This is a genomic window from Listeria cossartiae subsp. cayugensis (assembly GCF_014229095.1).
GTDB classification, from domain to species: domain Bacteria; phylum Bacillota; class Bacilli; order Lactobacillales; family Listeriaceae; genus Listeria; species Listeria cayugensis.
On the sequence record NZ_JAARZC010000001.1, the window covers coordinates 1,330,966 to 1,357,701 of the forward strand.

A 26,736-nucleotide genomic window follows, 5' to 3' on the forward strand; every position below is an offset into this window, starting at 1 on the left:
TCAATTGATTTTTTCTTTGTAAGTCTGTCTGAATATCTGTTATGTAAAAATCATCCTCTTTTACTTCATGCGTCTAAGATTTAAAATACAAATGACACTTAAAGCAAGCAGTATAGCCGGTAAAATGAGCGATAAAAAGTTCACACCACTATTAATCATTGATAAAACAACACCAAGAACAGTAAACGCTGCATATAAGTAATACACAATCGGTGAAATGACAATACCTTTTCTCAGTTTGTTAAACGAAAGAAATAGAATAATGGTAAATGCGAGACAAAGTACAGCCATAATCGTTGTTGTCATAATAAGATTTTGAACAACGGCCGTTACACTTGCATTAGCAAGCACTTCCTTTTTTTGTTGTATCGCAAAAAGGGATACAATCGAAAATGAACTTAATACGGTTTGAATAGTCGACACTATCGCTATTCCTAGTGTGATATTCTTTGTGTTATTGAGCATTCTAGCGTGCTCTGGTTTAACTTCAACAGACATCCTTACAACTCCTCTTTAACATTCTATACACCAGACTTTACCATATTTAAAGAGAAATTGTAAGTAGTAATTAGTTTTCGATTCGAACTTCTGCAGCCTTTTGCAAAAATGCCCCTAATTCCGCAGTTTTCTTCTCATGTAACATTTGCACAACCTTACTTCCGATAATCACCCCATCACAGACATGCGCAAATTTTTCCACATGTTCAATAGAAGAAACACCAAATCCCGCAAGAACTGGAACAGGACTAATACGTTTTAAATAAGCTAAATGGCTATCAATGTGCGTATCAAATTCATTTCGCACGCCTGTTGTTCCGTTGACCGTCACGGCATAAATAAACCCTTCTGCTTGTTTCGCGATTTCTTCCAAGCGCACTTTCGGACTAGTCAAGGAAACGAGTGGAATAAGTGCAATATCTGTTCCTTCCAGTTCCGGCGTAATCAGGCTTTGATGTTCATAAGGTAAATCGGGAATAATCAGTCCTTTTACCGGAGTTTTTTGAACCAATTCGACAAATTTCGAAATCCCTAAATGAAAAATCGGATTGATGTAGCTCATGATAATTAGCGGAATTTGTACTTTACTCGTTTGTAATGTCGTTAATATTGCTTCCAAACTGACTTGTTCTTTTAAGGCGCGGAGTCCAGCAAGTTGAATGATTGGACCATCGGCAACTGGATCCGAAAAAGGAATCCCGATTTCAATTGCGCTCACGCCAGATTTTTCTAGAAACAGTAACTGTTCTTCTAAATGATCTAAACCACCGTCCCCGCCCATGATGTACGTAACGACGGCAGCATGCTCTTTATTCGCTAGTTTTTTTGTTAAAGTTTTAGTCATTCGCTTGTCCCTCCAAACGTTCTTTTAGTTGGTTAACGTCTTTGTCGCCGCGACCTGATAAGCAAACAACCATGCTTTCTTCTGGGCGCATTTTGCTTGCTAATTTGACAGCATAGCTAATTGCATGAGAACTTTCGAGTGCCGGAATAATTCCTTCAGTGCGGCATAACAATTGAAATGCTTCCACAGCTTCGTCATCAGTAACAGAATGATACTCCGCCCGACCCAAATCACGGAAAAAGCTATGTTCTGGACCGATGCCGGGATAATCTAAACCAGCAGAAATTGAGAATGCTTCCAAAATTTGCCCATTTTCATCTTGTAAAACATCCATCATCGCCCCGTGTAAAATCCCAATTTCACCTTTAGAAATCGTTGCAGCGTGAAATTCGGTTTCTAAGCCGTGCCCTGCTGCTTCAACGCCGTGCATTTGAACAGAAGCATCATCCACAAATGGATAAAATAAGCCCATCGCATTACTACCACCGCCAACACAAGCGACAATAGCGTCCGGAAGTTTCCCTTCTTTTTCTAAATGTTGCTGACGAGCTTCCGTCCCGATGACACTTTGGTAATCACGTACAATTTCTGGAAACGGATGTGGCCCAAGCACGGATCCCATAATGTAATGCGTATCTTCTACATTAGCAACCCAGAATCGGAGCGCTTCATTGACCGCATCTTTTAGCGTGCGGCTCCCTGCTTTTACGCTCACTACTTTTGCACCAAGTAGCTCCATTCTAAACACATTGAGCGATTGGCGTTTGACATCTTCTTCTCCCATAAAAATCGTACATTCCATATTAAAAAGTGCTGCTACCGTTGCAGTTGCTACGCCGTGTTGTCCCGCGCCTGTTTCCGCTACGACTTTTTGTTTTCCCATTTGGCGAGCGAGTAAGGCTTGACCGATGGTATTATTAATTTTATGTGCGCCAGTATGGTTTAAATCTTCTCGTTTTAAATAAATTTTTGCTCCACCAGCATGTGCCGTTAGTTGTTCCGCAAAGTAAAGCGGCGTCTCCCGACCAACATATTCTTTTAAATAGTAGTTTAATTCTTTTTGAAAAGCAGGATCTGTTTTGGAAGCTCGGTACGCTTCATCTAGCTCTTTCACTGCTTTCATTAATGTTTCTGGCACGAATCTGCCACCAAATTTGCCGTAAAAACCATTTTCGTCAGGTGCTTGATATGTCATGCTTATTCCACTCCTTTTGCTGTTTTAATGAAGGCTTTAATTTTTTCTGGATCTTTTTCGCCATTTGTTTCTACGCCTGAAGAAATATCTACTGCGTATGGTCGAAAGCGTTTAATCGCCTCTTGAACATTTCGCGTATTTAGTCCGCCAGCAATGATTAATTTATTTTTTGTGAGAGTATCGCTATTTATTTTGTCCCAATCAAATGTTTTCCCGCTACCGCCTTCGTATTCTTCAGCTGGAGCATCGAGTAAGATATAGGCATTTGGGTAGTCATTTATATTTGGAGGGAGTTTTCCATCTTTAACTGGAAATGCTTTAATTACTTCCGCATCCGTACGCTTTGCTTGCTCAGTAGGCTCTTGACCGTGAAGTTGAACGATATCTAATGGCACGCCTTTAATTGCTGCGGTCAGTTCTTCTTCGGTAGGATTGACGAACACCCCTACTTTTTTGACAGTAGCAGGAATATTTTTGGCTAGTTGATGCGCCTGTTCAATCGTGACTTGGCGCTTACTTTTCGCAAAAACGAAGCCAATCATATCCGCGCCATTTTCCACTGCAGCCGCTACATCCACTGCTTTTTTTAACCCACAAATTTTTACAATCATCGTGCCACCTTCAATCTTTTCGCAGCCGTTTCTGGAGTCGCTTCTCGCATGAGCGCCTCGCCAACAAGTACCGCATTATATTTTGTACGTACTCGAGCCACATCGTCTGCTGTTCTAAAACCTGATTCACTAATGAAACAAGCATCGGTCGAAAAGTCATTCGCAAGCCGTTCACTTACGGCGATATCCACTTCAAAAGTATGCAAATTACGATTGTTCACGCCGATTAATTTAGCACCGAGTTGTTGTGCCACAGCCAATTCTTCCCGGTCATGCACTTCTACTAACACTTCCAAATCAAGTGCTGTAGCCTGTTCAAAAAGGTTTTTTAACTGCTCTTCTGTAAGTGCCGAAACAATCAGCAATACTACCGTTGCTCCCGCATTCCGAGCACGAATTAATTGCTTCTCACTAATAATAAAATCTTTACAAATTACGGGAATTTCGACATTTTTCGCCACTTCTCGCAAATCTTCAATCGAGCCTTTGAAAAAAACAGGATCGGTTAAAACGGAAATCATTCCTGCTCCAGCCGTTTGGTAGGATTTTGCTTGTGCGACTGGATCCACTCCCATATTGATTGCTCCCTTGGAAGGCGAGGCACGCTTTACTTCAGCAATTAGTTGCATTTCGCTCGTATTCGCTTTTAAAAATTCACAAAACGAGTAAGTTTTCCGTTTTTCTGCTACTTTTTCTAATGGCATTTCTGCAACTTCTATTGCTTTTTGAGCTAAAATCTCTTCTAAAAATGTCATTTCGCCAGCACCTCTTTTTGATAAATAATTAAATCTGTCAATTTTTGTTTCGCTAAACCGCTTCTTATTAAATCTCTTGCTAAATCCACGCCTTCTTTCACTGTTGCCACTTTGCCGTTCGCGAATAAGCCAAATCCAGCATTTAAAAGTACTGTATCTAAGTAAGCTCCGGGCTCGCCGTCAAGCACACTCCTAAGAATCGCTGCATTTTCTTTAGCATCTCCACCTTTAATTGCTTCAAGCGGATAACTCGTTAAACCAACGTCTTCGGGATTTAGTGTATATAACTGCACTTCCCCATTGTCATATAGCGCGTAATGATTTTCACCAGCTAAAGAAGCTTCATCCATAAAACCAGCTCCATTTAAAACGACTGCTCGTTTTCGCCCAAGTTGACCGAGTACCTCCGCTGTTTGTTCTAATAAATCACGACGATAAATGCCCATCAATTGTGTTTCAAGATGCACCGGATTTGTAAGAGGGCCAATCAAATTGAAAATTGTTGGTGTACCCAGCTCTTTTCGAACGTCCATAACGTACTTCATATTCGGATGGACATGTGGTGCAAATAAAAAGGCAATCCCGACTTTTTCAAGTAAATAGGTCATATCTTCTGGTCGCATGTTAATATCAATTCCTAATTCCTGGCAAACATCCGCACTGCCAGAACGACTAGAAATACTCCGATTTCCGTGTTTCGCAACTGGAATTCCCGCTGCTGCAAGAACAAAAGCAGACGTCGTACTTATATTGAAACTATTAGATTTATCGCCACCAGTTCCACAATTATCCATCGCCGTTCCAGCCGGAAAAGCAACTTGAATCGCCACTTGTTGCATCGCCTCCGCAATTCCTGCCATTTCTTCCGCCGTTTCCCCTTTTACTTTTAGCGCCATTAAAAAGGCAGCTATTTTCGTTTTCGACAATCGCCCTTCAAAAATTTCCGTTGCGACAACATTCATTTCAGCTTTCGATAAATTTTCTTGATCATATACTTTTTGTAGTAAGCTTTCCATTTCCCCGCACTCCTTCCACTATATTAATAAAATTCTCCATCATTTGTTTGCCATCATTCGTACCAATTGATTCTGGATGAAATTGCAAGCCATATACTGGATAATCTCTTAGCTTCATCGCCATCACTTCCGCATCATCTGTTGCTAGCGCTAAAACTTCCAAAACATCCGGCAACGTGTTTTTATCTACTATTAAAGAATGATATCGCATCACCGGCATCTCTTCAGGCAAATTAGCAAAAATAGCTCCACCAGTTTGATGCATTGTCGAAACTTTACCATGCCGAATTTTTGCTGCCTGTTTTACTTCCCCGCCGAATACTTCACCAATTGCCTGATGCCCTAAACAAATCCCCAGTAATGGTTTTTCTTTTGCAAATTTCGCAACCACTTCCTCTAAAAGCCCTGCTTCACTTGGTTTTCCAGGTCCCGGTGAAAGAACAATTCCATCTACCAAAGCAGCTACTTCGAGTAAATCAGCCGCATCATTCCGCTTCACGACAACTTCACTAAATTCCGCCAAATATTGCTCTAAATTAAACGTAAAAGAATCATAGTTATCAATTAATAAAATCATTCCCCCACCTCCAAAAGTGCCTTCGCTTTTTGCAATGTTTCTAGATATTCGCTTTCCGGATCTGAATCATAAACAATTCCCGCACCAGCTTGTACATAGGCTTTTCCGTCATGAAGTACCATCGTTCTAATCGAAAGCGCAAAATCGGAAGCGCCATTTTTCGTTAAATAACCAACCGCACCAGCATATGGCCCGCGTTTCACATTTTCCCATTCATAAATTCGTTGCATCGCTCTTATTTTCGGTGCTCCACTCACAGTCCCAGCCGGAAGCGTCGACCGTAGAGCATCCATTGCTGTAAGACCTGGCTTCAACGTTCCTTCCACCACAGAAACTAGATGCATTAAAAAGCGATATCGTTCAATGGTTAGATAAACAGGTACGTGAACAGAACCCGTTTCTGCAATTTTCCCAATATCATTTCGGCCTAAGTCTACTAACATGCGGTGCTCTGCAAGCTCTTTCTCATCCGATAATAATTCCGCCGCTAAACGTTCATCTTCTTGCTTTGTTGCTCCGCGCCGCCTCGTTCCCGCGATTGGATTCGTAATAACCGTTCGCCCTTTCGTTTTAATTAAACTTTCTGGAGAAGAACCAATCAAAACAGTGTCGCCAAAATCAATGAAGTATAGATACGGCGAAGGATTTAACAAACGTAATTTCCGATAATAATCAAACGGTGTCACGGTAAAATCTGCCTCCAAGCGTTGCGAAAGAACAATTTGAAAGAAGTCACCCTCTTGAATATATGTTTTCGCTTTTTTTACTAACGCCATATATTCCTCTTTTGTATAATTACTTTTATAAGTCATTTTTGGAACATGAATAGCTTTATGCTCGTCTTTTTGAGGTGTAGTCAGTTCAATAAACATTACTTCCAGCGCCTTATCCAGTTCTGCCTCACTTCTACCCGAGTAACAATTATCTTGCACTAAAATAAGCTCCTCCGCTTGATGATCCAAAATGACAAAACTTTCATAAACATAAAAACGAATATCTGGCATATCGCGTGTTTCCACTGGAATATCGCCTAATTTTTCATAAAGCGAAATTACGTCATAACCTACATAACCAATCGCTCCCGAGTCTAACGGTAAATCTGCTTCCTCATCTTTTGCTTTTTCAATGAACAATTCAATTTCTTTTAACGGATCTGCTACAACGCGGTGAACTCCATCTATATAATAATCATGCTGATATACTTTAATTTCATGGACTGGGTTGATAGCAATAATTGAATAGCGACCAGCCTCCGCATCTTTCGCAGCTCCTTCCAGCAAACTTTTCCCTGTCCCAGAAAGCCTTTGAAACGCTAAAATTGCAGTTAATGTATCAGCATCCATTTTCTTCATTTTTCTCATCTAACTCATCCCTTCTTCTTTACTAAAATAAAAAAAGTCCTCTGAAAAAGCGCAGAATCATGCTTTTTCAGAGGACGAGTTATCGCGGTGCCACCTCATTTTAGGAATAAATCCTATCTCAGTGCTGCAATATTTGCAGCTGCTCTATAACGGGAGCACCCGTTCACCCCTACTTTTCGTTCAAGGTATCACGCACAAGGCCCATTCCTAATTCATCTATTTGTCAGCTTTCACCATGCGCTAACTCTCTGTAAAAGTCGATGAAAAAGTACTATTCTTGTTTGATGTTTTCGTTTTATAAAATTAAAAAAGGGCCTCTCTCCAAGCCTAGCAAATATACTAGACAAGGACGAGAGACCCGTGGTACCACCTTGATTAACTGCAAAAACAGTTCACTTAATCCATCCAAATTCCGAATGGGCGCCTTGTGTAACGATAAGGCCTAATCGCTGTATCCTACTAAGAAAATCCTTTCAGATCAGAGCTCAGAAGTCCATTCACATCATGTCCGCTACTGACTTTCACCAACCGCCAGCTCTCTAAAAACTTTCATCACGCTACTTACTCTTCTTCAATGCTATCATTTTTTACTTGTGTTCATCTTACATAAGAAAATCACGAAAGTCAAGCAAATAAAACCAACCAATATGAAAAGGTTTTAAAACAACAACTAATAAACAAGTAAGAAAAAAGAACCATTCAATCAAAAACTATATCCTAAAGAAATAACCATGACATTATCTCTATTTAAATATAACTATATCTCTCTGAAAACCTTTAAATACAAATAATTAATAACTAAAAAACACTTCTCTCTTTTCCATTAAATCAATCACGTTATCCATGCCCAATTAACTAAAAATCAAATTCAAACAAGGACTATCCAACCATCTTTATCAATTTGTGAAGTTTTTCACGTGAAACACTGGACAAACTTTTATTGATGGATTATACTAACGGTGTAATCAAATAAAACAAAAGAATACAGCAAAGCAACAAGCTAAATTTTTTTGGATTATCAGGGACGTTAAAAGTCTACTATGGACATTTTAAGTCCCGAACAAATATTAGGAGGTTCTGGAAAATGGCAATTAAAGAAAATGCGGCCCAAGAAGTATTAGAAGTTCAAAAAGTGATTGACAGATTAGCAGACAATGGACAAAAAGCATTGAAAGCATTTGAAAGTTACAATCAAGAACAAGTAGACAATATCGTTCACACAATGGCACTTGCCGGACTTGACCAACATATGCCCCTTGCAAAATTAGCAGTAGAAGAAACTGGACGTGGATTATACGAAGATAAATGTATTAAAAACATCTTCGCGACAGAATATATTTGGAACAACATTAAAAACAACAAAACAGTAGGCGTTATTAATGAAGATGTACAAACTGGTGTGATTGAAATTGCGGAACCAGTTGGTGTTGTTGCCGGCGTTACACCTGTAACTAACCCAACATCTACTACTCTTTTCAAAGCAATTATTGCAATCAAAACGCGTAACCCAATCATCTTCGCTTTCCATCCAAGTGCGCAACGTTGTTCATCTGAAGCAGCAAGAGTTGTTTACGAGGCAGCAGTTGCAGCTGGAGCACCAGAACATTGTATTCAATGGGTAGAAAAACCTTCCCTAGAAGCAACAAAACAATTAATGAACCACGATAAAGTAGCACTTGTACTAGCAACTGGTGGTGCTGGAATGGTTAAATCAGCATACTCTACTGGTAAACCTGCACTAGGCGTTGGACCAGGTAACGTACCAGCTTACATTGACAAAACAGCGAAAATCAAACGTTCTGTTAATGACATCATTCTTTCTAAATCTTTTGACCAAGGTATGATTTGTGCTTCTGAACAAGCAGTAATCGTCGACAAAGAAGTTGCTAAGGAAGTAAAAGCAGAAATGGAAGCAAACAACTGCTACTTCGTTAAAGGCGCTGAATTCAAAAAATTAGAAAGCTACGTAATCAACCCTGAAAAAGGAACGCTTAACCCAGATGTAGTTGGTAAATCCCCTGCATGGATTGCTAACCAAGCTGGCTTCAAAGTTCCAGAAGACACAAAAATTCTTGTAGCTGAAATTAAAGGTGTTGGCGACAAATACCCACTATCTCACGAAAAATTAAGCCCAGTTCTTGCATTCATCGAAGCAGCTAACCAAGCAGAAGCATTCGATCGTTGTGAAGAAATGTTAGTATACGGAGGACTTGGACACTCCGCAGTTATTCACTCTACGGATAAAGAAGTTCAAAAAGCATTTGGTATCCGTATGAAAGCTTGCCGTATCATCGTAAATGCACCAAGCGCACAAGGCGGTATCGGTGACATTTATAACGGCTTCATCCCTTCCCTAACTCTTGGTTGTGGATCTTATGGTAAAAACTCTGTATCACAAAATGTAAGTGCGACTAACTTGCTGAACGTTAAACGTATCGCGGATCGGAGAAATAATATGCAATGGTTCAAACTTCCACCAAAAATTTTCTTTGAAAAATATTCCACTCAATACCTTCAAAAAATGGAAGGCGTTGAACGCGTATTTATCGTAACTGACCCAGGAATGGTTCAATTCAAATACGTTGACGTTGTAATCGAACATTTGAAAAAACGTGGCAATGACGTAGCTTACCAAGTATTTGCTGACGTTGAACCAGATCCATCTGACGTAACAGTTTACAAAGGTGCAGAATTAATGAAAGACTTCAAACCAGACACAATTATCGCTCTTGGTGGTGGTTCCGCAATGGATGCTGCCAAAGGTATGTGGTTATTCTATGAACAACCAGAAGCTTCTTTCTTCGGCTTGAAACAAAAATTCTTAGATATCCGTAAACGTACTTTCAAATATCCTAAACTTGGCGAAAAAGCGAAATTTGTTGCGATTCCAACAACAAGTGGTACAGGTTCTGAAGTAACACCATTTGCGGTTATTACAGATAAAGAAAACAACATTAAATACCCTCTTGCTGATTACGAACTAACTCCAGACGTTGCAATTGTCGATGCACAATACGTAACTACTGTCCCAGCACACATTACTGCTGATACTGGTATGGACGTTCTAACTCACGCAATTGAATCTTATGTATCCGTAATGGCAAGCGATTATACTCGTGGACTTTCCATCCGTGCAATCGAACTTGTTTTTGAAAACTTACGTGAATCCGTTCTTACTGGTGACCCAGATGCGCGCGAAAAAATGCATAATGCTTCTGCCCTAGCTGGTATGGCGTTTGCAAATGCGTTCCTAGGAATTAACCATAGCTTGGCTCACAAAATTGGACCTGAATTCCACATTCCACATGGTCGTGCGAATGCAATCCTTATGCCACACGTTATTCGTTATAACGCACTTAAACCTAAAAAACATGCGTTATTCCCAAGATATGAAAGCTTCCGTGCTGATGAAGATTATGCTCGTATCTCTCGTATTATCGGCTTCCCTGCTGCAACTACAGAAGAAGGCGTTAAATCACTTGTAGATGAAATCATCAAACTTGGTAAAGATGTTGGTATCGACATGAGTCTTAAAGGACAAAATGTTGCTAAAAAAGACTTGGATGCTGTTGTAGATACACTTGCAGACCGCGCATTCATGGACCAATGTACTACTGCCAACCCTAAACAACCTCTTGTAAGTGAACTAAAAGAAATTTACCTAGAAGCTTACAAAGGTGTCTGAAACTAGCTAACTTGTCCACCATTAATATATAAAGTTAGAAGAAAGCGCAAGTCCATCCCAGGGCTTGCGCTTTCGCTTTAGTCCTAAAATTAGTATAATGGAACGAGAATGGAGTTGATTGAATGATGCAAGCAGTAGTTCCCTATTTTACTTTTGACGGGGAAACTCAGGAAGCACTAGACTTTTATAAAAAAGCGTTCCAAGCAGAAATTACGCAAACGCGTTACTTTCACGAGATGGAAGGATTTTCTGGAGATAAACTACTAGGAGAACGAATCCTACATGCAAGACTTACAAGAGACGAGAAAGATTTATTTTATTTCTCAGATACGCTGGAAGGCGAAACAGATGCGGGTAATCGCCTATCACTTGCAATGAATTTTAGTTCCGAAGCAGATTTTGTTCATGCTTTTGTCCTACTTTCCAAAACCGGCACCGTCGAAGTTCCAATCCAAAATACATTTTGGGGCGCAAAATACGCGAAAGTAATCGACCATTACAGCATCGACTGGCATCTCAACCTAGAAAACGAGTCTACTACTAAAGTATGATTTTTCCCCCTTCTCTAGCCGAATGTATTTAGAACTAAAAAATAGTACAATTTAGAAGTGAGAGAAGAAAAGGAGTGAGTTCATGACTGAGACAGTTTTAAAATTAGAACATGTCACGAAAAAAATTGGACAAAAAAATATTGTCCATGATATCAGCTTTGACATACATAAAGGAGAAGTATTTGGTTTACTTGGCCCAAATGGTGCTGGTAAAACAACTATTATCCGCTCTATCGTTGGCTTAATTCGTCGCACAGAAGGTACCGTTTTGATCAATGGTAAAAATGTCGACTCCGAGTATAAAGCAGCGATTTCAGAAGTAGGCGCAATTATTGAAAATCCAGAATTTTACATGTATATGTCTGGATGGGCAAACTTAAAACAATTCGCACGCATGAGTCAAAAAAACATTACTGACGAACACATTCGTGAAATCGTTGAACTTGTCAAACTTACAGGCGCAATTGACCAGAAAGTAAAAACCTATTCCCTTGGTATGCGCCAACGTTTAGGTGTTGCTCAAGCATTAATTCATAGCCCCGCTTTACTTATTTTAGATGAACCTACCAACGGACTTGATCCACAAGGTATGGCTGAATTTAGAACGCTGATTCGCGATTTAGCAACAAACGGCACTTCTGTTTTAATTTCCAGCCATTTACTGAGCGAAATCCAACAAATTACGGATCGATTCGCGATTATTAATAAAGGCGTTTTAACTCATACGGAAAAAATGAGTGATCTCGTTGAAAATCATGTTGCTGTCTACAAATTGAAAGTCAGCGATCCCGAAGCAACTAAAACCGTTCTCCCTACACTCCCAGTCAAAGTTGTTGCTCAAAAAGAGGATCTTTTCAAAATCGAAGTGGCTCATGAAGATGTGCATTTGATTGCTCGTGCGATTATCCAAGCAAATATTGATTTATTAGAAATGGTTCCACTTCAAGCCTCCCTTGAAGAGCGATTCCTTGAATTAACTAAAGGTGGAGGTGCGGAAGTATGATAGCATTAGTAAAAAATGAATTTACCAAATTATTCTCCAGAAAATCAAGTTGGATTATGCAAATTGTCCTATTTGTAGCAGTTTTAGCCCTTGCACTATTAATGTTTTTTGTTAGTAAAATAGATACAAGTGGTGTTGAAGGCGGCGACGCAAGCAATGCCGGTATTACTGCTTATTATGATGACAAAGGTGCTCCGGTTAGTGAAGAGGAATACTGGAACTCCGCAGATAAAGACGGTAATCCTACGTATAAATCTGAAACGTTATCTTTGACTGATTCCGTGGCTTACTTAAAAACACAAGAACAAGCGGCTCCAACAAAAGAAGCCAAAGAATCCATCCAAAAACAAATTGACTTCTATCAAGCTTATGTAGATGCAGATGAAAAACCCGCTAGTAATTCAGCTGGTATTTCAAGCGCAGATTTCTTTGCTTCATTAGGTAGCTCTGGAGCCGTTGCGACAATGCTCGTTGTTGTTGTAGCAAGTATCATCGTTGCAACCGAATTTTCTGGTGGTACTATCAAGCTATTACTAACTCGTCCATACTCTAGAAGTCAAATACTATTCTCTAAATACATCATGTGTATTGTTTATAGCGTTATTAGTTCCATCACCTTACTTTTAGCTAGCTTTATCTTTTCGTTTATTTTACCAAAACAATCTATTTTCATGCCGCTCTCCCCTTCAACAGGTGCAATGACAGCTTGGGAACACGCTTGGATGCTACTTGGTACGAACTTCTTATTGATGATCGTATACGCAACTATCGCGTTCTTCTTCTCATCTGTCGTTCGTTCACAAGCCCTTGCAGTTGGTGTCGGTGTTGGTGTACTATTCTCAGGTGGAATTATTCGCCAACTACTTCCTCTAGCTATTGAAAAATACGACTGGATGAAATGGATTATCTTCAACTTGCTTAGCCTAAATGATACAGTTGGTGGTAGCAAAATTGCTGGTGGCTTAGCAGATTGGCAAATCATTGCCGGTTTAGGTGTTTATACAGCGATTATCCTCTTCTTCACGTTCTTCTTATTCAAAAAACGAGATGTCGCTTTAAGTTAAATTTTAAAAGGCTGTCCGCATTGGACAGCCTTTTTTTAATGTCTAATAATTTGAATTTTATCGGCATGATTTGTATCAATTCTTGCGGTTCCACCAATTGGGAAAGTCGCAATTGGCTGTGTATGTCCAAAATCCGCGCCAGATATAACGGGGATTTTTTGTAATGCCGTCTTCGTTTCAATGATGTAAGCTAATTTCTCCGCCGTAATTGCTGTTTTCTGTTGGAAACGACCGATTACCAGCCCTTGAATCTCGTCAGCACCAGGTTGACTAAGCAGTGACTCTAAATCGCGATCGAATGTTTCTGGCACAGTCATAAAATCGTCTTCAATAAATAAAATTGAACCTGCCAAATTCGGCATGTATTCAGTTCCTTGCAGTAAATTAAGGGTGCATAAGTTCCCGCCAATGATAGTCCCTTCTGCCTCTCCCGGTTGCATAACAACTAATCCGTCATTCGGGATGAAATTTCGATTCTCTTGGTCCAAATACCATTCATCATCACTCCATACTGCACTTTCTTTAAGTGTATATGGCTCTTTTTGTAATAAACAATCACTAAATGATTCAAGTACATAGTCCAGACCTTTTTCCATTGAAAAACTAGAAAAATGCGCACCGGAATAAGTAATCAGTTCGGTTTGTGTATAAATGGCTGTTGCGAGCGCCGTAATATCTGAAAAGCCACATAAAATTTTAGGGTTTTCCGAAATTAAATCATAATCTAAATATGGCAACAATTGGTTGCTATTAAAACCGCCGATAACGGTTAAAATCGCTTTTACATTCGAGTCATTGAAAGCTTCATGGATATCAGCTACGCGAGAACGAATACTTGAGCTCATCATACAATCCATTTCAGCCACATGTTCTCCAAAAGTAACGCTGAAACCCATGTCAGTTAGACGCTTAACGGCAATTTCGACTTGATCGCTAGCCATGATGCCGATAGAACGGCTTGGTGCAATAATCCGAATTTCATCGCCTTGTTTTAATTTTGCTGGAATCATTTAGTAACCTCCCTATTTAACGTGTGAAATGGACACGAACGCAAATGGTCGTCGAGAATCCCAATCGCTTGTAAATAAGAATAAATGATTACGGGTCCAACAAATTTAAAACCGCGTTTCTTTAAATCTTTACTGATTTTTTCGGATAACTCTGTGCTAGCTGGAACTTCTCCCATTCCTTGCCATTCGTTAATAATCCGTTCACCATTTGTAAAACCCCAAATGTAGTTAGCAAATGAGCCAAATTCCGCTTGGACTCTTTGTGTAGCTAGCGCATTTGTACGAACCGCTTTCACTTTTAGGCGATTCTTCACAATTGCTGCTTCCTCAACAATCTTTGCTAACTCATCGTCTGTCAGCAATGCGCATTTATCAATATCAAAGTGAAAAAAAGCTTCTTGATACGCTTTTCTTTTATGTAAAATCAATCTCCATGAGAGCCCGGCTTGCGCTCCCTCTAAATTAAGCATTTCAAATAAATATGTGTCGTCTTTGCTCGGGACACACCATTCTTCATCATGATATTCTAGTTCAAACGGGTCATTAATCGACCATGGGCAACGTAATTCTTCTGACAAAGTGAGTTCCTCCTATATAGTTAAAATGTAATGCACACTAATTAAAACAGCCACAAATAGGCCGATACAACTCCAAATTAGTCGTTTTTCTTTCCACTGACTAACTGCTACAGCAATGCTTAATGCTAAAAATAAAAAGAGCAGCCAGTTCGGAACGTCGGGGTGATAGTCGCTCGTGAAAATAAGATACCCTACTATTGCTGCAATTATTCCTGTAAAAATAAAACTTATCTTTTGATATCTCATTCGCAAAGCCTCCTATTAACCAATAATAAAACATACGTTCTGTTTTTGCAAGTGAAAATAAAAAAGAGACGAACTTTTTTGGTTCGCCTCTTCTTTACAAATTATTTCAATTTGCCACGTAGGACCATTGGTAAAATCCCGCCATGACGGTAATAATCAATTTCTACTTCTGAGTCAAAGCGTGCAAGTGCATCGAAAGTAATACTTGAGCCGTCTTCACGAACAGCTGTCACTTTTACAAGGTCTCTTGGTGCTACATCTTCACCGATTTCGACTTGTAAACTTTCTGAGCCAGTTAGGCCTAATGTTTCGGCATCTTCACCAGGTTGGAATTGAAGCGGTAAAACACCCATCATTACGAGGTTAGAACGATGAATCCGTTCGTAACTTTTCGCGATAACTGTTTTAATACCTAGCAAATTCGTTCCTTTGGCAGCCCAGTCACGTGAAGATCCCATTCCATAATCGTCGCCAGCAAGAATAACTAAGCCAGTGTTATTTTCGATATATTTTCTAGAAGCATCGTAAATCGACATCACTTCGCCAGTTGGCCAGTAAGTCGTATAGCCGCCTTCTGTTCCTGGTGCGATTTGATTTTTAATACGGATATTCGCAAATGTACCGCGCATCATAACATCGTGATGACCACGACGAGAGCCGTATGAGTTGAAGTCACGAATTGCCACACCTTCTTCTTGAAGGAATTTTCCGGCTGGCGTATCTTTCCCGATTGCTCCGGCTGGTGAAATATGGTCGGTTGTAACAGAGTCGCCAAATTTACCGATAACACGAAGTCCGGATAAGCTTTCTACTTTGCCAGCTTCTTTTGCTAAATTATCAAAGAATGGCGGATTCGCTATATACGTGGAGTTTTCATCCCATTTGTATAAAGCATCTTCCGTTGTTTCAATCGCATTCCAAGCTTCATTTTCATCAAATACATGGGCATATTGTTCACGGAAAAGTTCTGGCGTTACCGTTTCTTCTACTAATGCCTTCACTTCTTCTGAACTTGGCCAAATATCGTCTAAGAAGACTTCTTCGCCGTTATTACCGCGTCCGATTGGTTCTGTTAGCATGTCGACATTTGTTGTCCCAGCAAGCGCGTAAGCAACGACAAGTGGTGGTGAAGCTAAGAAATTTGCTTTCACAAGTGCATGAATGCGGCCTTCAAAGTTACGGTTACCACTTAATACAGCCGAAACAAGCAAATCGCTATCTTGAATAGCTTCTTCAATTTCTTCTTTTAATGGACCAGAGTTACCGATACATGTCGTACAACCATAACCAACTAAGTCAAACCCAAGTTTTTCTAAATATGGAAGTAAGCCGGCTTTTTCCAAGTAGCCTGTTACAACTTTGGAGCCTGGCGCCAAGGAAGTTTTTACGAATTTCGGTACTTCTAAGCCTTTTTCAACTGCTTTTTTAGCAACTAAACCAGCGCTTAACATCACGTATGGGTTAGAAGTATTCGTACAACTTGTAATCGCCGCAATGGCAACAGAGCCAGTCTTCATTGTGGATTGGTCACCATTGCCAAAAGTAACTGTTACTTCTTTGTCTAGGGCTGATTTATCGAGTCCGAAACCTTGGTTACCTGCTTTGGCAGTAATGGATTCACGGAATGTTTCTTTCATTTTCGAAAGTGGAATCAAATCTTGTGGACGTTTTGGTCCTGCTAAGTTTGGTTCGATGGCGGAAAGATCGATTTCTACTGTTTGCGTGTAGTTTGGTTCTACTTTTTCTGGTGTGAAGAATAAATCATTTGCTTCTAAATAAGCTTCTACTAATTCGATTTGTTCTTTGTCACGGCCAGTAAGTTTTAAGTAGTTAAGCGCTTCTTTATCGACTGGGAAAAAGCCACAAGTTGCGCCGTATTCTGGAGCCATATTCGCAACGGTTGCGCGGTCAGCAAGTGGCAGTGTCGCAACACCTGGACCGTAAAATTCAACAAATTTACCTACTACTTTTTGTTCCCGTAAAACTTGAGTTACTTTTAAAGCGAAATCGGTTGCTGTAGCTCCGTTTGGCAAAGCGCCGTTTAATTTTACGCCGATAACTTCTGGAATTGGAAAGTATGAAGGTTGACCAAGCATGCCAGCTTCTGCTTCAATACCGCCAACGCCCCAACCTAAAACGCCAATACCGTTAATCATCGTTGTATGGCTATCTGTTCCGACTAGGGAATCTGGGAACGCTACAAATTCGCCGTCTGCTACTTCATTCGCAATTACGACGTTTGCTAAATACTCTAAGTTAACTTGGTGAACGATACCTGTTGCGGGTGGAACGGCACGATAGTTATCAAATGCTTTTTGTGCCCAATTTAAAAACTGGTAACGTTCCATGTTGCGTTTAAATTCTAGTTCCATGTTAATTTTAAGTGCTTCTGGATTCGCATAGCTATCCACTTGTACTGAGTGATCGACAACTAAATCAACCGGGATTTCTGGATTGATTTTTTCTGGATCGCCGCCAAGGTCCGCCATTGCTTTACGTAAAGAAGCTAAATCAACGACTGCTGGAACGCCTGTAAAATCTTGTAGAATAACGCGGGCTGGTTTGAATGGTACTTCGCCTTCATTGCCATCTTTAGACCAGTGGGCTAAGTCTTCCACGTGTGAATCCTTAATGACGCGACCATCTGCTTGTCTTAATACAGATTCTAGTAAAACACGTACAGAATAAGGTAGTTTCTCGATGTTTGTAAGATTGTCCTCTTCTAAGGTTTTAAGTTTGTAATAATGATACGTTTTGTCGTTCAGTTGAAATGATGCTTTTGCTTTTTCTTTCCAATTAGTCATCCACGTTTCCTCCTTCAATTCTTGAAACGATTGGTCTCTCTCATCTATTGTACTTAAAAACGCGCGATAAGTAAACAAAGAGAATCTGCTATAATTCAATAACTTTTTCTTATAACAAAAAGATGAATGACAACGAGTGCCATTCATCTATGCATTATTAAACTAAGTTGGTTAATGCTTGTTCTAGCGAGCCATATGATTCGAGTTTGGAAATGTTTGATCCAAGTTGAATCGTGCGCTGGGCAAAACTTGGTTGCATGCCGGAAAGTATTGGTACTAAGCCGATAAGTTTAAAAGACTGGATCATGTCTTCCATGTGTTTGGTCGCAAAATCATCTTTTAATACCGCGCTAGAAAAATCAATCACAATCGTATCTAAATTTAACTTATCCGCAGATTCTATCGCTTTTTCTTTCATAAAATAGCCTCTATCATCATCTAAACTGCCAACAATTGGCAAGACGCCGATCGAATTAGTGATTGGAATAATCCGTGTTGATAACTGAATAATTTCCTTTCGCTGAGCGGCAACTTGATTTCTATTTTCTTGCATAAAGCCTTCCAACAGCTGTTGTTGTATCGATGCCAGAATATCTTTTATTTCTAACATAAACTGAATAATATCTGCATCTGTATAAAAAACGTCTTCTGTTTCTTTCCATTTGAGCAAACTAGTAATAATAAATTTATCAATTTCACTCATATGTTGATGGATTTTTCGAATATCGGTTTTATCGTTAAAGCGTCTTTTACCGATGCTTTCAAAATCGCGTTCTTTCACGCCAGTAATGACATCGATAATCATACCGCATGATGCTGTGCTTAGTGAACGAATAGATGATTCAGCCTCGCCACCACTAAGTCTTAATTTATATTCGTCCGTATTAATGTAATAATTTTCGTAAAACATATCCACTAATATCGAACGACGCTCTATTAAAAATTGCTTAATCTGCATAAACTTCTCCTTTTTCACCGATATTATCTCGCAAAAATTAAGATGTTATCTGCATGTAGATTTTCAATCATTTTATTTACTTGTTCTTCTGTTAAGTCAAAGTCTTCTAATAGTTTTTTGACAGACTTATCATCTGTTTTCGAGAACCATTTGGCAAAAGGACCAGCTGCGTATAAAGCGCCGTATTTAGGATTGTAAGCTTGTGGAATCACAATAGCGCCACTTAGGGATTGCAGAATTCCAGAAATAATACCGAATGCTTCTTCATTAACAGGACGTTCGATTTCAATATTCTCTTTTTCTGCTAATGTTTCTAGATTTTTATTGTGTTTTGATTTAGCTAGAACAGAAATATCCTCTTTTTCGTAGCCCTCACTCACTAATTTGTCGATAATTTCCTCGGCTGCCGCGACGTTTTGAACTGCGAATACTTCCCACTTTTTCATTATTTGTCATCCCTTCCATTATCCAATTGTAGTATTTGTTTAATTTCTTCTGTACTTAATTTCCCTAGCATTTGTTCCCCTGGCTGAATAAGTTCATCCACTAGTGCTTGTTTTTTCTTTTGCAAATCAAAAATTCGTTCTTCAATCGTTCCTTTAGTAATCATTCGGAACACTTGGACGACACGTTTTTGACCGATTCGGTGCGCGCGTCCAGTAGCTTGTTCCTCTACGGCTGGATTCCACCATAAGTCGTATAAAATCACGGTGTCTGCGCCTACAAGGTTGAGCCCAGTTCCACCAGCTTTTAGCGAGATCAAGAAAATATCATTCTCTCCTTCGTTAAAGGCATTAACCATATCCAGCCTTGTTTTCGACGGTGTTTTGCCGTCCATATAGAAAAGTGTTTGTCCGTCTTCTTCTAGTTTCTGGCGGATAATCGAAAGCATCCCCGTGAACTGGGAAAAAATTAGAATTCGTTTACCGTTTTCTCTTGCTGTCTGTATTGTATCAAATAACTGTAGTAATTTACCAGATTCACCTTGATAATTTTCCACAAACAGGCTTGGATCGCAACAAATTTGTCGTAAACGAGTTAATCCCGCGAGTAATTTGATTCGTTCTTCCCCGGCATTTCCATTGCTCGCTTCTAAATCAGCTTGGATTTTTTCTAAATAAGCTAAGTAAATGGTTTTTTGTTCATCGGTTAATTCAGAGTACAAGTTTGTTTCGATTTTGTCGGGTAGTTCTTTGACTACATCTTGTTTTAATCTGCGCAACAAGAACGGTCGAATCATTTTGGCGATATTGTCGTAAGGGATTTCTTTAAATTTACGTAACGATGGGAAAAATCCTGGCATTAATGTTTGGAAAATCGCCCATAATTCATCGATGCTATTTTCAAGTGGCGTTCCGCTAAGTGCAAAAACATGATTTCGTTTCAGGGCGCGCACAGCTTGTGAAGCTTTCGTATGGTAATTCTTGATAGCTTGCGATTCGTCGATAATAACGCTTGAAAACGCTACATCCGCAAAATGCACAATATCTTGGCGTAATGATGGATAAGAAATCAAGTACACATGGCCTCGCTTCATCTCTTCCATTTCGGCCATACGGGATTGTTTTGTCCCATGTAAAACGGTCACCGGAATAGCTGGCGCAAATTTTTCTAGTTCGCTTTGCCAGTTGTACAGCAGTGAGGCCGGCGTAATAATTAAGACTGGTTTTAAGTTCGGATTATCTTCTAGCTCAGATGCCAAAAAGCTAATCGTTTGCACTGTTTTCCCAAGCCCCATATCATCCGCCAAAATTCCGCCTAGATTATACTTCGCAAGTGATTTCATCCATTCAAAACCAGTGAGCTGATAATCACGCAGCTCTGCTTTTAAACCTTTTGGCAAAGTAAAGTTGTCTTCGGATTGCGTCGTAATATCTGTTAACAGTTCGCGGAATGAACGGCTGAATTTATGATGCTCGTCTTGCGTTCCCGCCCCTAAAATATCATAAATTTGCATGCCTCGGTAAAGCGGTACTTGCATATTTGCTTGAACGTCTTTTTTACGTACTTCGAGCATTTGGAGTACGTCTTCCATTTGTTTATAGTTCTCTGATTCCAGTGATAAGAAACGACCACTTTTAAGGCGGTGATAGCTTCGTTTTTCACGCAATGATTCGAGGACATTTTGGACTTCTTCTTCCGGAATCCCTTTGAAATCAAATGAAACAGACAGATAATCGTTGTCGCCAGAAACATCCAGCGTCGTCACTGGGCGGACATTTTCCTCAACCATTTCTTCGAGACCATCTTCCATATAAATCTCGGCGTACTCGGCAAGTTTCGGAATGGTTCGATAGTAAAATTGATAGAGATCCTTTTCTTGTTTATTAACGACCATTTTTGTTCCGGAAAAATGAACGGGTGCGCTTTCGATAATATTCATCACGCGCGCTTCTTTTTCGACATCGCGAATCATAATTTTTTCGTTTTCTTCTTCGGTTGTCGCAAATGGATCAAATAATTGATTGCCATAATGATACTCCAGACGTAACGTATGCTCGCCGTATTCGAGGGCAATAAATAATTTGCAATCAAGCGGCTGTTGGGTAATCCGGTCTTCAATCGAATCATCCAGTTTTAATTTCCCACTTTTCTGTAGAGCTGGTAGAACGTAGGAAATGACTTCGCTGAGTTGTGACTCTGAAAACTGCACCACTTCATTTTTCGTTACTTTATGAAATTCGATTAATGGTTTTAACGATTCCCACACTTCTTTTGCCGGAATGAAAAACGTCCCATCAAAAAATAGTAATTGGTAAGCTTCGAAAAAGATTGCTTGCTGTAAGTCTTCTAATTCTAATTGATATTTGTCATCGGCACTTTTTTTGAGTTCGAAAATGAAATCAAGATTGTCATGGCGCACGTTGATGCCTCGGTACTTAATATCTTCCACGCGTTCTTTCATAATAATGCACGTCGTATCGCGCTCTGCAAGAAGTTCTAGCAACTCACTCGCCATGCTCGGTGGAATCGTTAAGTTTTTCTCTTCGGCATAAGATTTTGACCAGTAGAAAGAGTCCGTATCATACATTTTGGCAATTTCACTGATTTGCAGCAGTTTATCAAGAATTTGTTTGTCTTCTTCCGCAAAGAAATGCTCATTTGGATCATAAGCAAAATTCTTGGTAAATACGAGCCACTGCCGATCACGAATCGCCGCTAAAAATGTATTCATGTTTTTGACAACATAGGTCCGTTCAGTCCCTACTTTCACTTCAATCGTCATAATATAACTAGTATCATCCGGTTTTAAACGAATAATATATTGGGTTTGAAGAGGCGTTTTATTCGTATTATCCTCTTCCACTTCAAATTGTTGTGCCATATTTTGTTGAAAAAGGGAAAGAAGCGTATTTGATTCTTGCGTGAGAATTCGATTTTTAAAATCTTGTTTGGCTGCTTTTTGCTTTTCTTTTTCCATTTTTAAATGTGTTGCGTAGATGTGTTTACAAATGGCGTTTAATTGAAAATCCGCACAGCTACACGCATAATTTTCGTTGCCAGCATCTTCTACAACATTTTGATCAATAAAATACGTTAAAAAATGGTCTGATGCATCCTTTTCACGAAACTGAATAATTTCTCCGTCTTCCATCAGTTTCTTTCCAGCCTGCTTCACACTATATGGAATCATTTTATTTTGAATTGCGGTAAAGTGCTCCATTACTTTCTTCCTCCCAAAAACCGTCCATTACTCTAAACTACTATTATATAGGAAAAGACGAGGGACGGCAACGCATGCGGTCTTTTAGCTACTAGCGGTAATAAATTTAGTAGTACTTCCGTGATTTGTCGCTGTTACTTCGAGCCTTGCAGAAATTCGTTCTTTTAGCTCTGGCACATGGGAAATAATCCCAACTAAGCGCCCATTTTCTTGTGTTTCGAGTAAACATTCGACTGCGGCTTCAAGTGATTCTGGATCCAGCGTACCGAATCCTTCATCAATAAACATGGTCTCAAGTGAAATCCCGCCCGCCATTTCCTGTACTACTTCTGCAAGTGATAAAGCAAGCGCAAGGGAGGTTTTAAAGCTTTCTCCCCCCGAAAGTGTTTTTACGTGGCGTGTTAGTCCGGTGTATTCGTCAAAAACTTCAAGTTCTAAGCCACTTTGGACATTTCCTTTTGCTTTTTCCATTTTTCGTTGTAGTTCAAAACGGCCGCTCGTCATTTTCGATAGACGGTGATTAGCTCGGTGGATAATAGTGTCTAAGAACATCGCTAAAATGTAGCGTTCAAATGTTAATCTGCGGGCGTTTTTCCCGCGGGCAGCATCTGCTAGCAATCCAATATCCGCATAGTTTGCTTCGGCTTTTTCAACGGTTTGAATGCTATTTTGATAGTTTTCGATCAGTTCTTTGCGTTTTGCGACAAATTCGCGTTGTTTGATAGTACTTTCTTCTGATTGACTGAGTTGTCGTTGCTTTTCTTGCATCACGAATTCGAGTTGTTCGATATTCGGCTTTTGTTTATCTTTGAGTTTCTCTGTTAAATCCGCTTGACGCGAGATCGCTAAATGACGTTTTCGTTCAAAGTCGGCCAGTTGTTCTTCTTGGCTTTTTAGTTCTTCGTCGGACATTAGTGCTTGTTTATAGGCATCATAGGATGAAAAATCATTTTGTTTCATAGCTACTTTAAAAATTTCCCGTTGTTCTTGTAATGCTTCTTTTGCACCTAAAGTTGTTTTTTGCGCAGATTGTAACGTTGATTCTAGTTGGGTTATGGCTTTTTCAGCTTGTCTAAATGCTGTATCCACTTGCTCTGCTTGTTTAATATGCGTTTGAATACTAGCATTTAGTTCTTTTTTCTTCTGCTCAAAAACGGCTTTATCCCGCAAACCAGCTGGGATTGATTGTTCTAAATAGCTTAATTTACCTGTAGTTAGTTGAACTTGCTGATGCAACTGTTCTACTTGAACGGCAATCGTATTTTTTGCTGTTTCGGCTTTATTTTGGTTGGTTTTTAATGTTTGTAAAGTTGCTTGGATTGTTTCTTTTTGGGCGATTTTGGTTTGTAGCATTTCTATTTCTTCCGTTACATTCTTTCTTTGTTGGATGTTTTCAGCTAATGCTTGTTCGAGCTCGGCTAGGTGCACATCCGCGATATCTGCCCATTCACTTAGTTGCCATTCGAGCTGGCTGATCGCTTTTTCGGTTGAATCAATCGCTACTTGTTTTTCGCGTAGCTTTGCGCTAGCTACTTCGAGTGTTTCAAGATTGGCCACTTCTCCAAATTCCGCGAGTTTTGGGTGTGACACAGAACCACAGACGGGACAAGCATCGCCGTCATGCAAATGGGTCGCCAGTATCGCTGCTTGTTCTTGTTGTCGTTTTATTTCTTCTTGATTAATCGTTGTTTCTATTTCCGACTTTGCGGTTAAAAGCTTGGCAAGCGTTTGTTCTTCTTCTTGTTTCTGTGTATTCCATGCAACCATTTTCACCCGTTTTTTTACTAATTCTTGCTTTTTCTCGATGCTAGCTTCAATCGTTGTTCGCTCATTAATAGCTTCCAAATTGGCCATTTCCGCTTGATTTACTTCCCCAAGCCGCGCTTCCATCAACTGCATTTCGGCAATGATTTCTTGCTCACTTTTCACGACTTTTTCTAAATGGTCGGTCGCTTCTTTCCAGTCTAGTTCGGCGCGTCTTTTTTGGACGGTAACCGTTTCTAACTCTATAATTTTCGGTTCCATTTCTTCCAATTGAAACAGCGTGCGTTTATTAGCTTCTAATTCTACTTCTTTTTCCGCCAACATTTCTTTTTGTTTTTTTGCATGTAAAAATTGATCCGATACCCGTTCCGCCTCAAGCGCCACTTGTTTTTCTGTTTTCTCTGCCGCTTCCAATTGTTCTTTCAAACGAATGCAAAGGGCATCTTGAGACCGCAAATTGCTCGCTCTTTTGGCAGCTTCCATGCGCATTTCTATTGCTTGATAAAAATCTTTTTCTGCTTCCAACTTCACTACTTCCGCCGAATATGCATCTAAATTTTGCCAATCAATCAATTGCTCTTTTGCGAGTGTGACTTTTTCAACAGCGTCACTGGTTTGTTTGCGAATAACGCTCAATTCCGTTTCTAATTCTGCTAAAATCGCTTGTTCTTTTTGCATTGCTTCGGTTTGCAAAACACTGATTTCACTCGTCGTTTTTCCAGCAACCTCCATACCAGGCAAACTCAGCTCAGCAAGTTCTGCCACTTTTTTGCGCGCTTCTACGACTAAAATTTCCGCTTCTTTTTGCTTTTCCCACAGTAAATTTTCGACTTTTTCATAGTAAACCGTATGCGCTAACCGTTGCAAAATCACTTCTTTTTCTTTACTATCCGATACGAGTAATTCTCTAAATTCCCCTTGTGGAATCATCAAAATCTGTCTAAATTGATCCACATTAAGCTGAATTAATTCTTCCATTTTCGTATTTACATCACGAACTGAACTTGCCAGTAATTTCATCTCGTCGCCAATCAACTCGTATAACTCGGCTTTTTGCGGAGAAGTAGTCGTTCCATTGCCACGTTGTTTCGCAATTTCTTGCTGTGGAATCCGACTAATTTGGTAAATTTTATCTTTCAATCTAAAAGCAAGCGTGACTTCAGTAATTTCTTTATCCGTCGCAAAATGACTACGCATCGAAAAACTTTCCCGATCAAATGTATTCGCTTTGCCGAAAATCGCAAAACTAATCGCATCAAAAATAGTTGATTTTCCCGCCCCAGTTTTCCCAGAAATCACGAAAATCTGCTCCGTTCCAAGCTTTTCAAAATCAATCACTTCTTTTTTCGCATAAGCTCCGAACGCTTGCATCGTTAATTTAATTGGTCTCATTCAGCATCCTCCGTCCTTGCTTGTTCAAAAACGTCCGCTAACTTTTGTTTTTGCGTTTCCGTTAATTCTGTTCCATTGACATGTTCAAAAAATTGGCCAAATAACTCTAAATCATCTTTTTTCATAATTTCTTCAAAGTTATCTTGCGTTTCTTTTAATGTTTGTTTTTTACGTTCTAAATGTAAAATATTTGGATAAAATTGACGCAATTTCCCCATTGGATCTATCAAAGCGCCCTCATCCATCAAATTAACTTGGAAGAAATCATCAGGATTTTCTACTAAGTTTTCCGTCAGTTCCGTGAGTGTTCCAGAAATAATTCGCATATCATGTTTTGGCGTCAGAAAACGTTCGGTCGCACTAACTAGCTCTTTGCCTTCGATTTCCACAATCCGGACACTTTTATGATCATTTGCTTCTGAAAAAGAATATTTCAAAGGCGAACCACTGTAAAAAATAGATGGATGGCGAATCGCATGCGGGTGGTGCAAATGACCCAGCGCGGTATAAGTAAAACCGTCAAAGCAATTCGTCGAAACACGATCGACATTCCCAATCGCAAGTTGGCGCTCGGAATCACTCGGAATCCCGCCAGAAACGAACGCATGCCCAACCAAAATCTGCGCCTTACTTGGATCCCATTTGGAACGAATTTGTTTCGTCACAGCTTGCATAGCGTCTTCAAAACTGCGAATGGAATTATCCGCAAAAGCCTCACGAATAATTGCCGGTTCATGATATGGTACAAGCCACACTTCCGCATCCATAAAAGGAATCCCTTCAAACTGCGAAGTACACTTTCCTTTCATATAAAGCTTGCTACTTTCATACCACTGGCTACCAAAAGAAAGTCGCTCAGCGCTATCATGGTTTCCACTAATTGCAAAAATCGGAATACCAAGTTCGACATTCCATTTCACTAAAATATCATTCAGCACTTTTACCGCATCAGCAGGCGGCACAGCTCGGTCATATAAGTCTCCTGCCAAAATAATGGCATCTACTTGCTCTTCCTCGACAATCTTCGTTATTTGTGCCAAAATGTACTTTTGTTCCGCAAGCATCGATACTCCAGATACAATTTTTCCTAAATGCAAATCGGCTGTATGTAAAAATTTCATCGGTTTCCTCTTTTCTTTTTCCAGGAGATTATTTATTTT

21 protein-coding genes and 2 other annotated features are annotated in these 26,736 nt (G+C 39.7%); of the genes, 4 read left to right on the forward strand and 17 right to left on the reverse strand.

Going from position 1 to position 26,736, the window contains the following annotated elements; genetic code table 11:
- Positions 1–60 precede the first annotated feature (60 nt).
- From HCB49_RS06680 to trpE, 8 genes are all read right to left on the reverse strand, one after another.
- Positions 61–498: a hypothetical protein gene (locus HCB49_RS06680; protein WP_185479786.1), complete on the reverse strand. Its 438-nt coding sequence runs from the start codon at positions 496–498 to the stop codon at positions 61–63.
- 70 nt (positions 499–568) lie between these two features.
- Positions 569–1,342, reverse strand: a complete 774-nt coding sequence (gene trpA / locus HCB49_RS06685; protein ID WP_185604446.1) for a tryptophan synthase subunit alpha — start codon at positions 1,340–1,342, stop codon at positions 569–571.
- Positions 1,335–2,537, reverse strand: a complete 1,203-nt coding sequence (trpB, locus tag HCB49_RS06690) for a tryptophan synthase subunit beta (RefSeq protein WP_185604447.1) — start codon at positions 2,535–2,537, stop codon at positions 1,335–1,337. The genes trpA and trpB overlap by 8 nt, the downstream gene beginning before the upstream one ends.
- A 2-nt stretch (positions 2,538–2,539) precedes the next feature.
- The gene (locus tag HCB49_RS06695) at positions 2,540–3,148 is read right to left on the reverse strand and encodes a phosphoribosylanthranilate isomerase (protein ID WP_185604448.1); all 609 of its coding nucleotides are present in this window, start codon (positions 3,146–3,148) and stop codon (positions 2,540–2,542) included.
- Entirely contained in the window at positions 3,145–3,903 is a 759-nt protein-coding gene (gene trpC / locus HCB49_RS06700; protein WP_185604449.1) for an indole-3-glycerol phosphate synthase TrpC, read from the reverse strand. Before trpC ends, HCB49_RS06695 begins: the two co-directional genes overlap by 4 nt.
- Positions 3,900–4,919: an anthranilate phosphoribosyltransferase gene (gene trpD, locus HCB49_RS06705; RefSeq protein ID WP_185604450.1), complete on the reverse strand. Its 1,020-nt coding sequence runs from the start codon at positions 4,917–4,919 to the stop codon at positions 3,900–3,902. Before trpD ends, trpC begins: the two co-directional genes overlap by 4 nt.
- Positions 4,891–5,496 carry an anthranilate synthase component II gene (locus HCB49_RS06710; RefSeq protein WP_185604451.1) on the reverse strand — a complete coding sequence of 202 codons (606 nt, stop codon included), beginning with the start codon at positions 5,494–5,496 and terminating at the stop codon, positions 4,891–4,893. The genes trpD and HCB49_RS06710 overlap by 29 nt, the downstream gene beginning before the upstream one ends.
- Positions 5,493–6,857, reverse strand: a complete 1,365-nt coding sequence (gene trpE / locus HCB49_RS06715; RefSeq protein ID WP_185604452.1) for an anthranilate synthase component I — start codon at positions 6,855–6,857, stop codon at positions 5,493–5,495. The genes HCB49_RS06710 and trpE overlap by 4 nt, the downstream gene beginning before the upstream one ends.
- A 67-nt stretch (positions 6,858–6,924) precedes the next feature.
- Positions 6,925–7,151: a binding site (T-box leader), on the reverse strand.
- A gap of 48 nt (positions 7,152–7,199) precedes the next feature.
- Positions 7,200–7,441, reverse strand: a binding site (T-box leader).
- A 500-nt stretch (positions 7,442–7,941) separates the two neighbouring features.
- Between trpE and lap the strand changes: the two genes are divergently transcribed.
- The 4 genes from lap to HCB49_RS06735 all read left to right on the forward strand — a co-directional run bounded on the left by lap (position 7,942) and on the right by HCB49_RS06735 (position 13,160).
- Complete coding sequence (gene lap, locus HCB49_RS06720; RefSeq protein WP_185604453.1) at positions 7,942–10,542, forward strand: adhesion-mediating acetaldehyde/alcohol dehydrogenase LAP; 2,601 nt, start codon at positions 7,942–7,944, stop codon at positions 10,540–10,542.
- A 122-nt stretch (positions 10,543–10,664) separates the two neighbouring features.
- Entirely contained in the window at positions 10,665–11,093 is a 429-nt protein-coding gene (locus HCB49_RS06725; RefSeq protein WP_185604454.1) for a VOC family protein, read from the forward strand.
- Positions 11,094–11,175: 82 nt separating this feature from the next.
- Positions 11,176–12,096, forward strand: coding sequence for an ABC transporter ATP-binding protein (locus HCB49_RS06730; protein ID WP_185604455.1), 921 nt, complete (start codon positions 11,176–11,178; stop codon positions 12,094–12,096).
- Entirely contained in the window at positions 12,093–13,160 is a 1,068-nt protein-coding gene (locus HCB49_RS06735) for an ABC transporter permease (protein ID WP_185479776.1), read from the forward strand. The genes HCB49_RS06730 and HCB49_RS06735 overlap by 4 nt, the downstream gene beginning before the upstream one ends.
- 35 nt (positions 13,161–13,195) lie before the next feature.
- Here the strand turns inward: HCB49_RS06735 and HCB49_RS06740 are convergent, their stop codons facing one another.
- The 9 genes from HCB49_RS06740 to HCB49_RS06780 form a co-directional block, all read right to left on the reverse strand.
- Positions 13,196–14,170, reverse strand: coding sequence for a S66 family peptidase (locus HCB49_RS06740; protein ID WP_185604456.1), 975 nt, complete (start codon positions 14,168–14,170; stop codon positions 13,196–13,198).
- Positions 14,167–14,748 carry a DNA-3-methyladenine glycosylase I gene (locus HCB49_RS06745; RefSeq protein ID WP_185604457.1) on the reverse strand — a complete coding sequence of 194 codons (582 nt, stop codon included), beginning with the start codon at positions 14,746–14,748 and terminating at the stop codon, positions 14,167–14,169. The genes HCB49_RS06740 and HCB49_RS06745 overlap by 4 nt, the downstream gene beginning before the upstream one ends.
- A gap of 12 nt (positions 14,749–14,760) precedes the next feature.
- A complete protein-coding gene (locus HCB49_RS06750) occupies positions 14,761–14,994 on the reverse strand; it encodes a hypothetical protein (protein ID WP_185481481.1) in 234 nt (77 codons plus the stop codon).
- 101 nt (positions 14,995–15,095) lie between these two features.
- Entirely contained in the window at positions 15,096–17,798 is a 2,703-nt protein-coding gene (acnA, locus tag HCB49_RS06755) for an aconitate hydratase AcnA (RefSeq protein ID WP_185604458.1), read from the reverse strand.
- A gap of 157 nt (positions 17,799–17,955) precedes the next feature.
- On the reverse strand, positions 17,956–18,756 hold the full coding sequence (locus HCB49_RS06760) for an STAS domain-containing protein (protein ID WP_185604459.1): 801 nt from the start codon (positions 18,754–18,756) through the stop codon (positions 17,956–17,958).
- 23 nt (positions 18,757–18,779) lie between these two features.
- Entirely contained in the window at positions 18,780–19,202 is a 423-nt protein-coding gene (locus HCB49_RS06765; RefSeq protein ID WP_185502343.1) for a general stress protein, read from the reverse strand.
- Positions 19,202–22,420, reverse strand: a complete 3,219-nt coding sequence (locus tag HCB49_RS06770) for a DEAD/DEAH box helicase (protein WP_185481484.1) — start codon at positions 22,418–22,420, stop codon at positions 19,202–19,204. Before HCB49_RS06770 ends, HCB49_RS06765 begins: the two co-directional genes overlap by 1 nt.
- A gap of 84 nt (positions 22,421–22,504) precedes the next feature.
- Complete coding sequence (locus HCB49_RS06775) at positions 22,505–25,576, reverse strand: AAA family ATPase (protein WP_185604460.1); 3,072 nt, start codon at positions 25,574–25,576, stop codon at positions 22,505–22,507.
- Positions 25,573–26,697, reverse strand: coding sequence for an exonuclease SbcCD subunit D (locus HCB49_RS06780; protein WP_185604461.1), 1,125 nt, complete (start codon positions 26,695–26,697; stop codon positions 25,573–25,575). Before HCB49_RS06780 ends, HCB49_RS06775 begins: the two co-directional genes overlap by 4 nt.
- Positions 26,698–26,736: the final 39 nt, after the last annotated feature.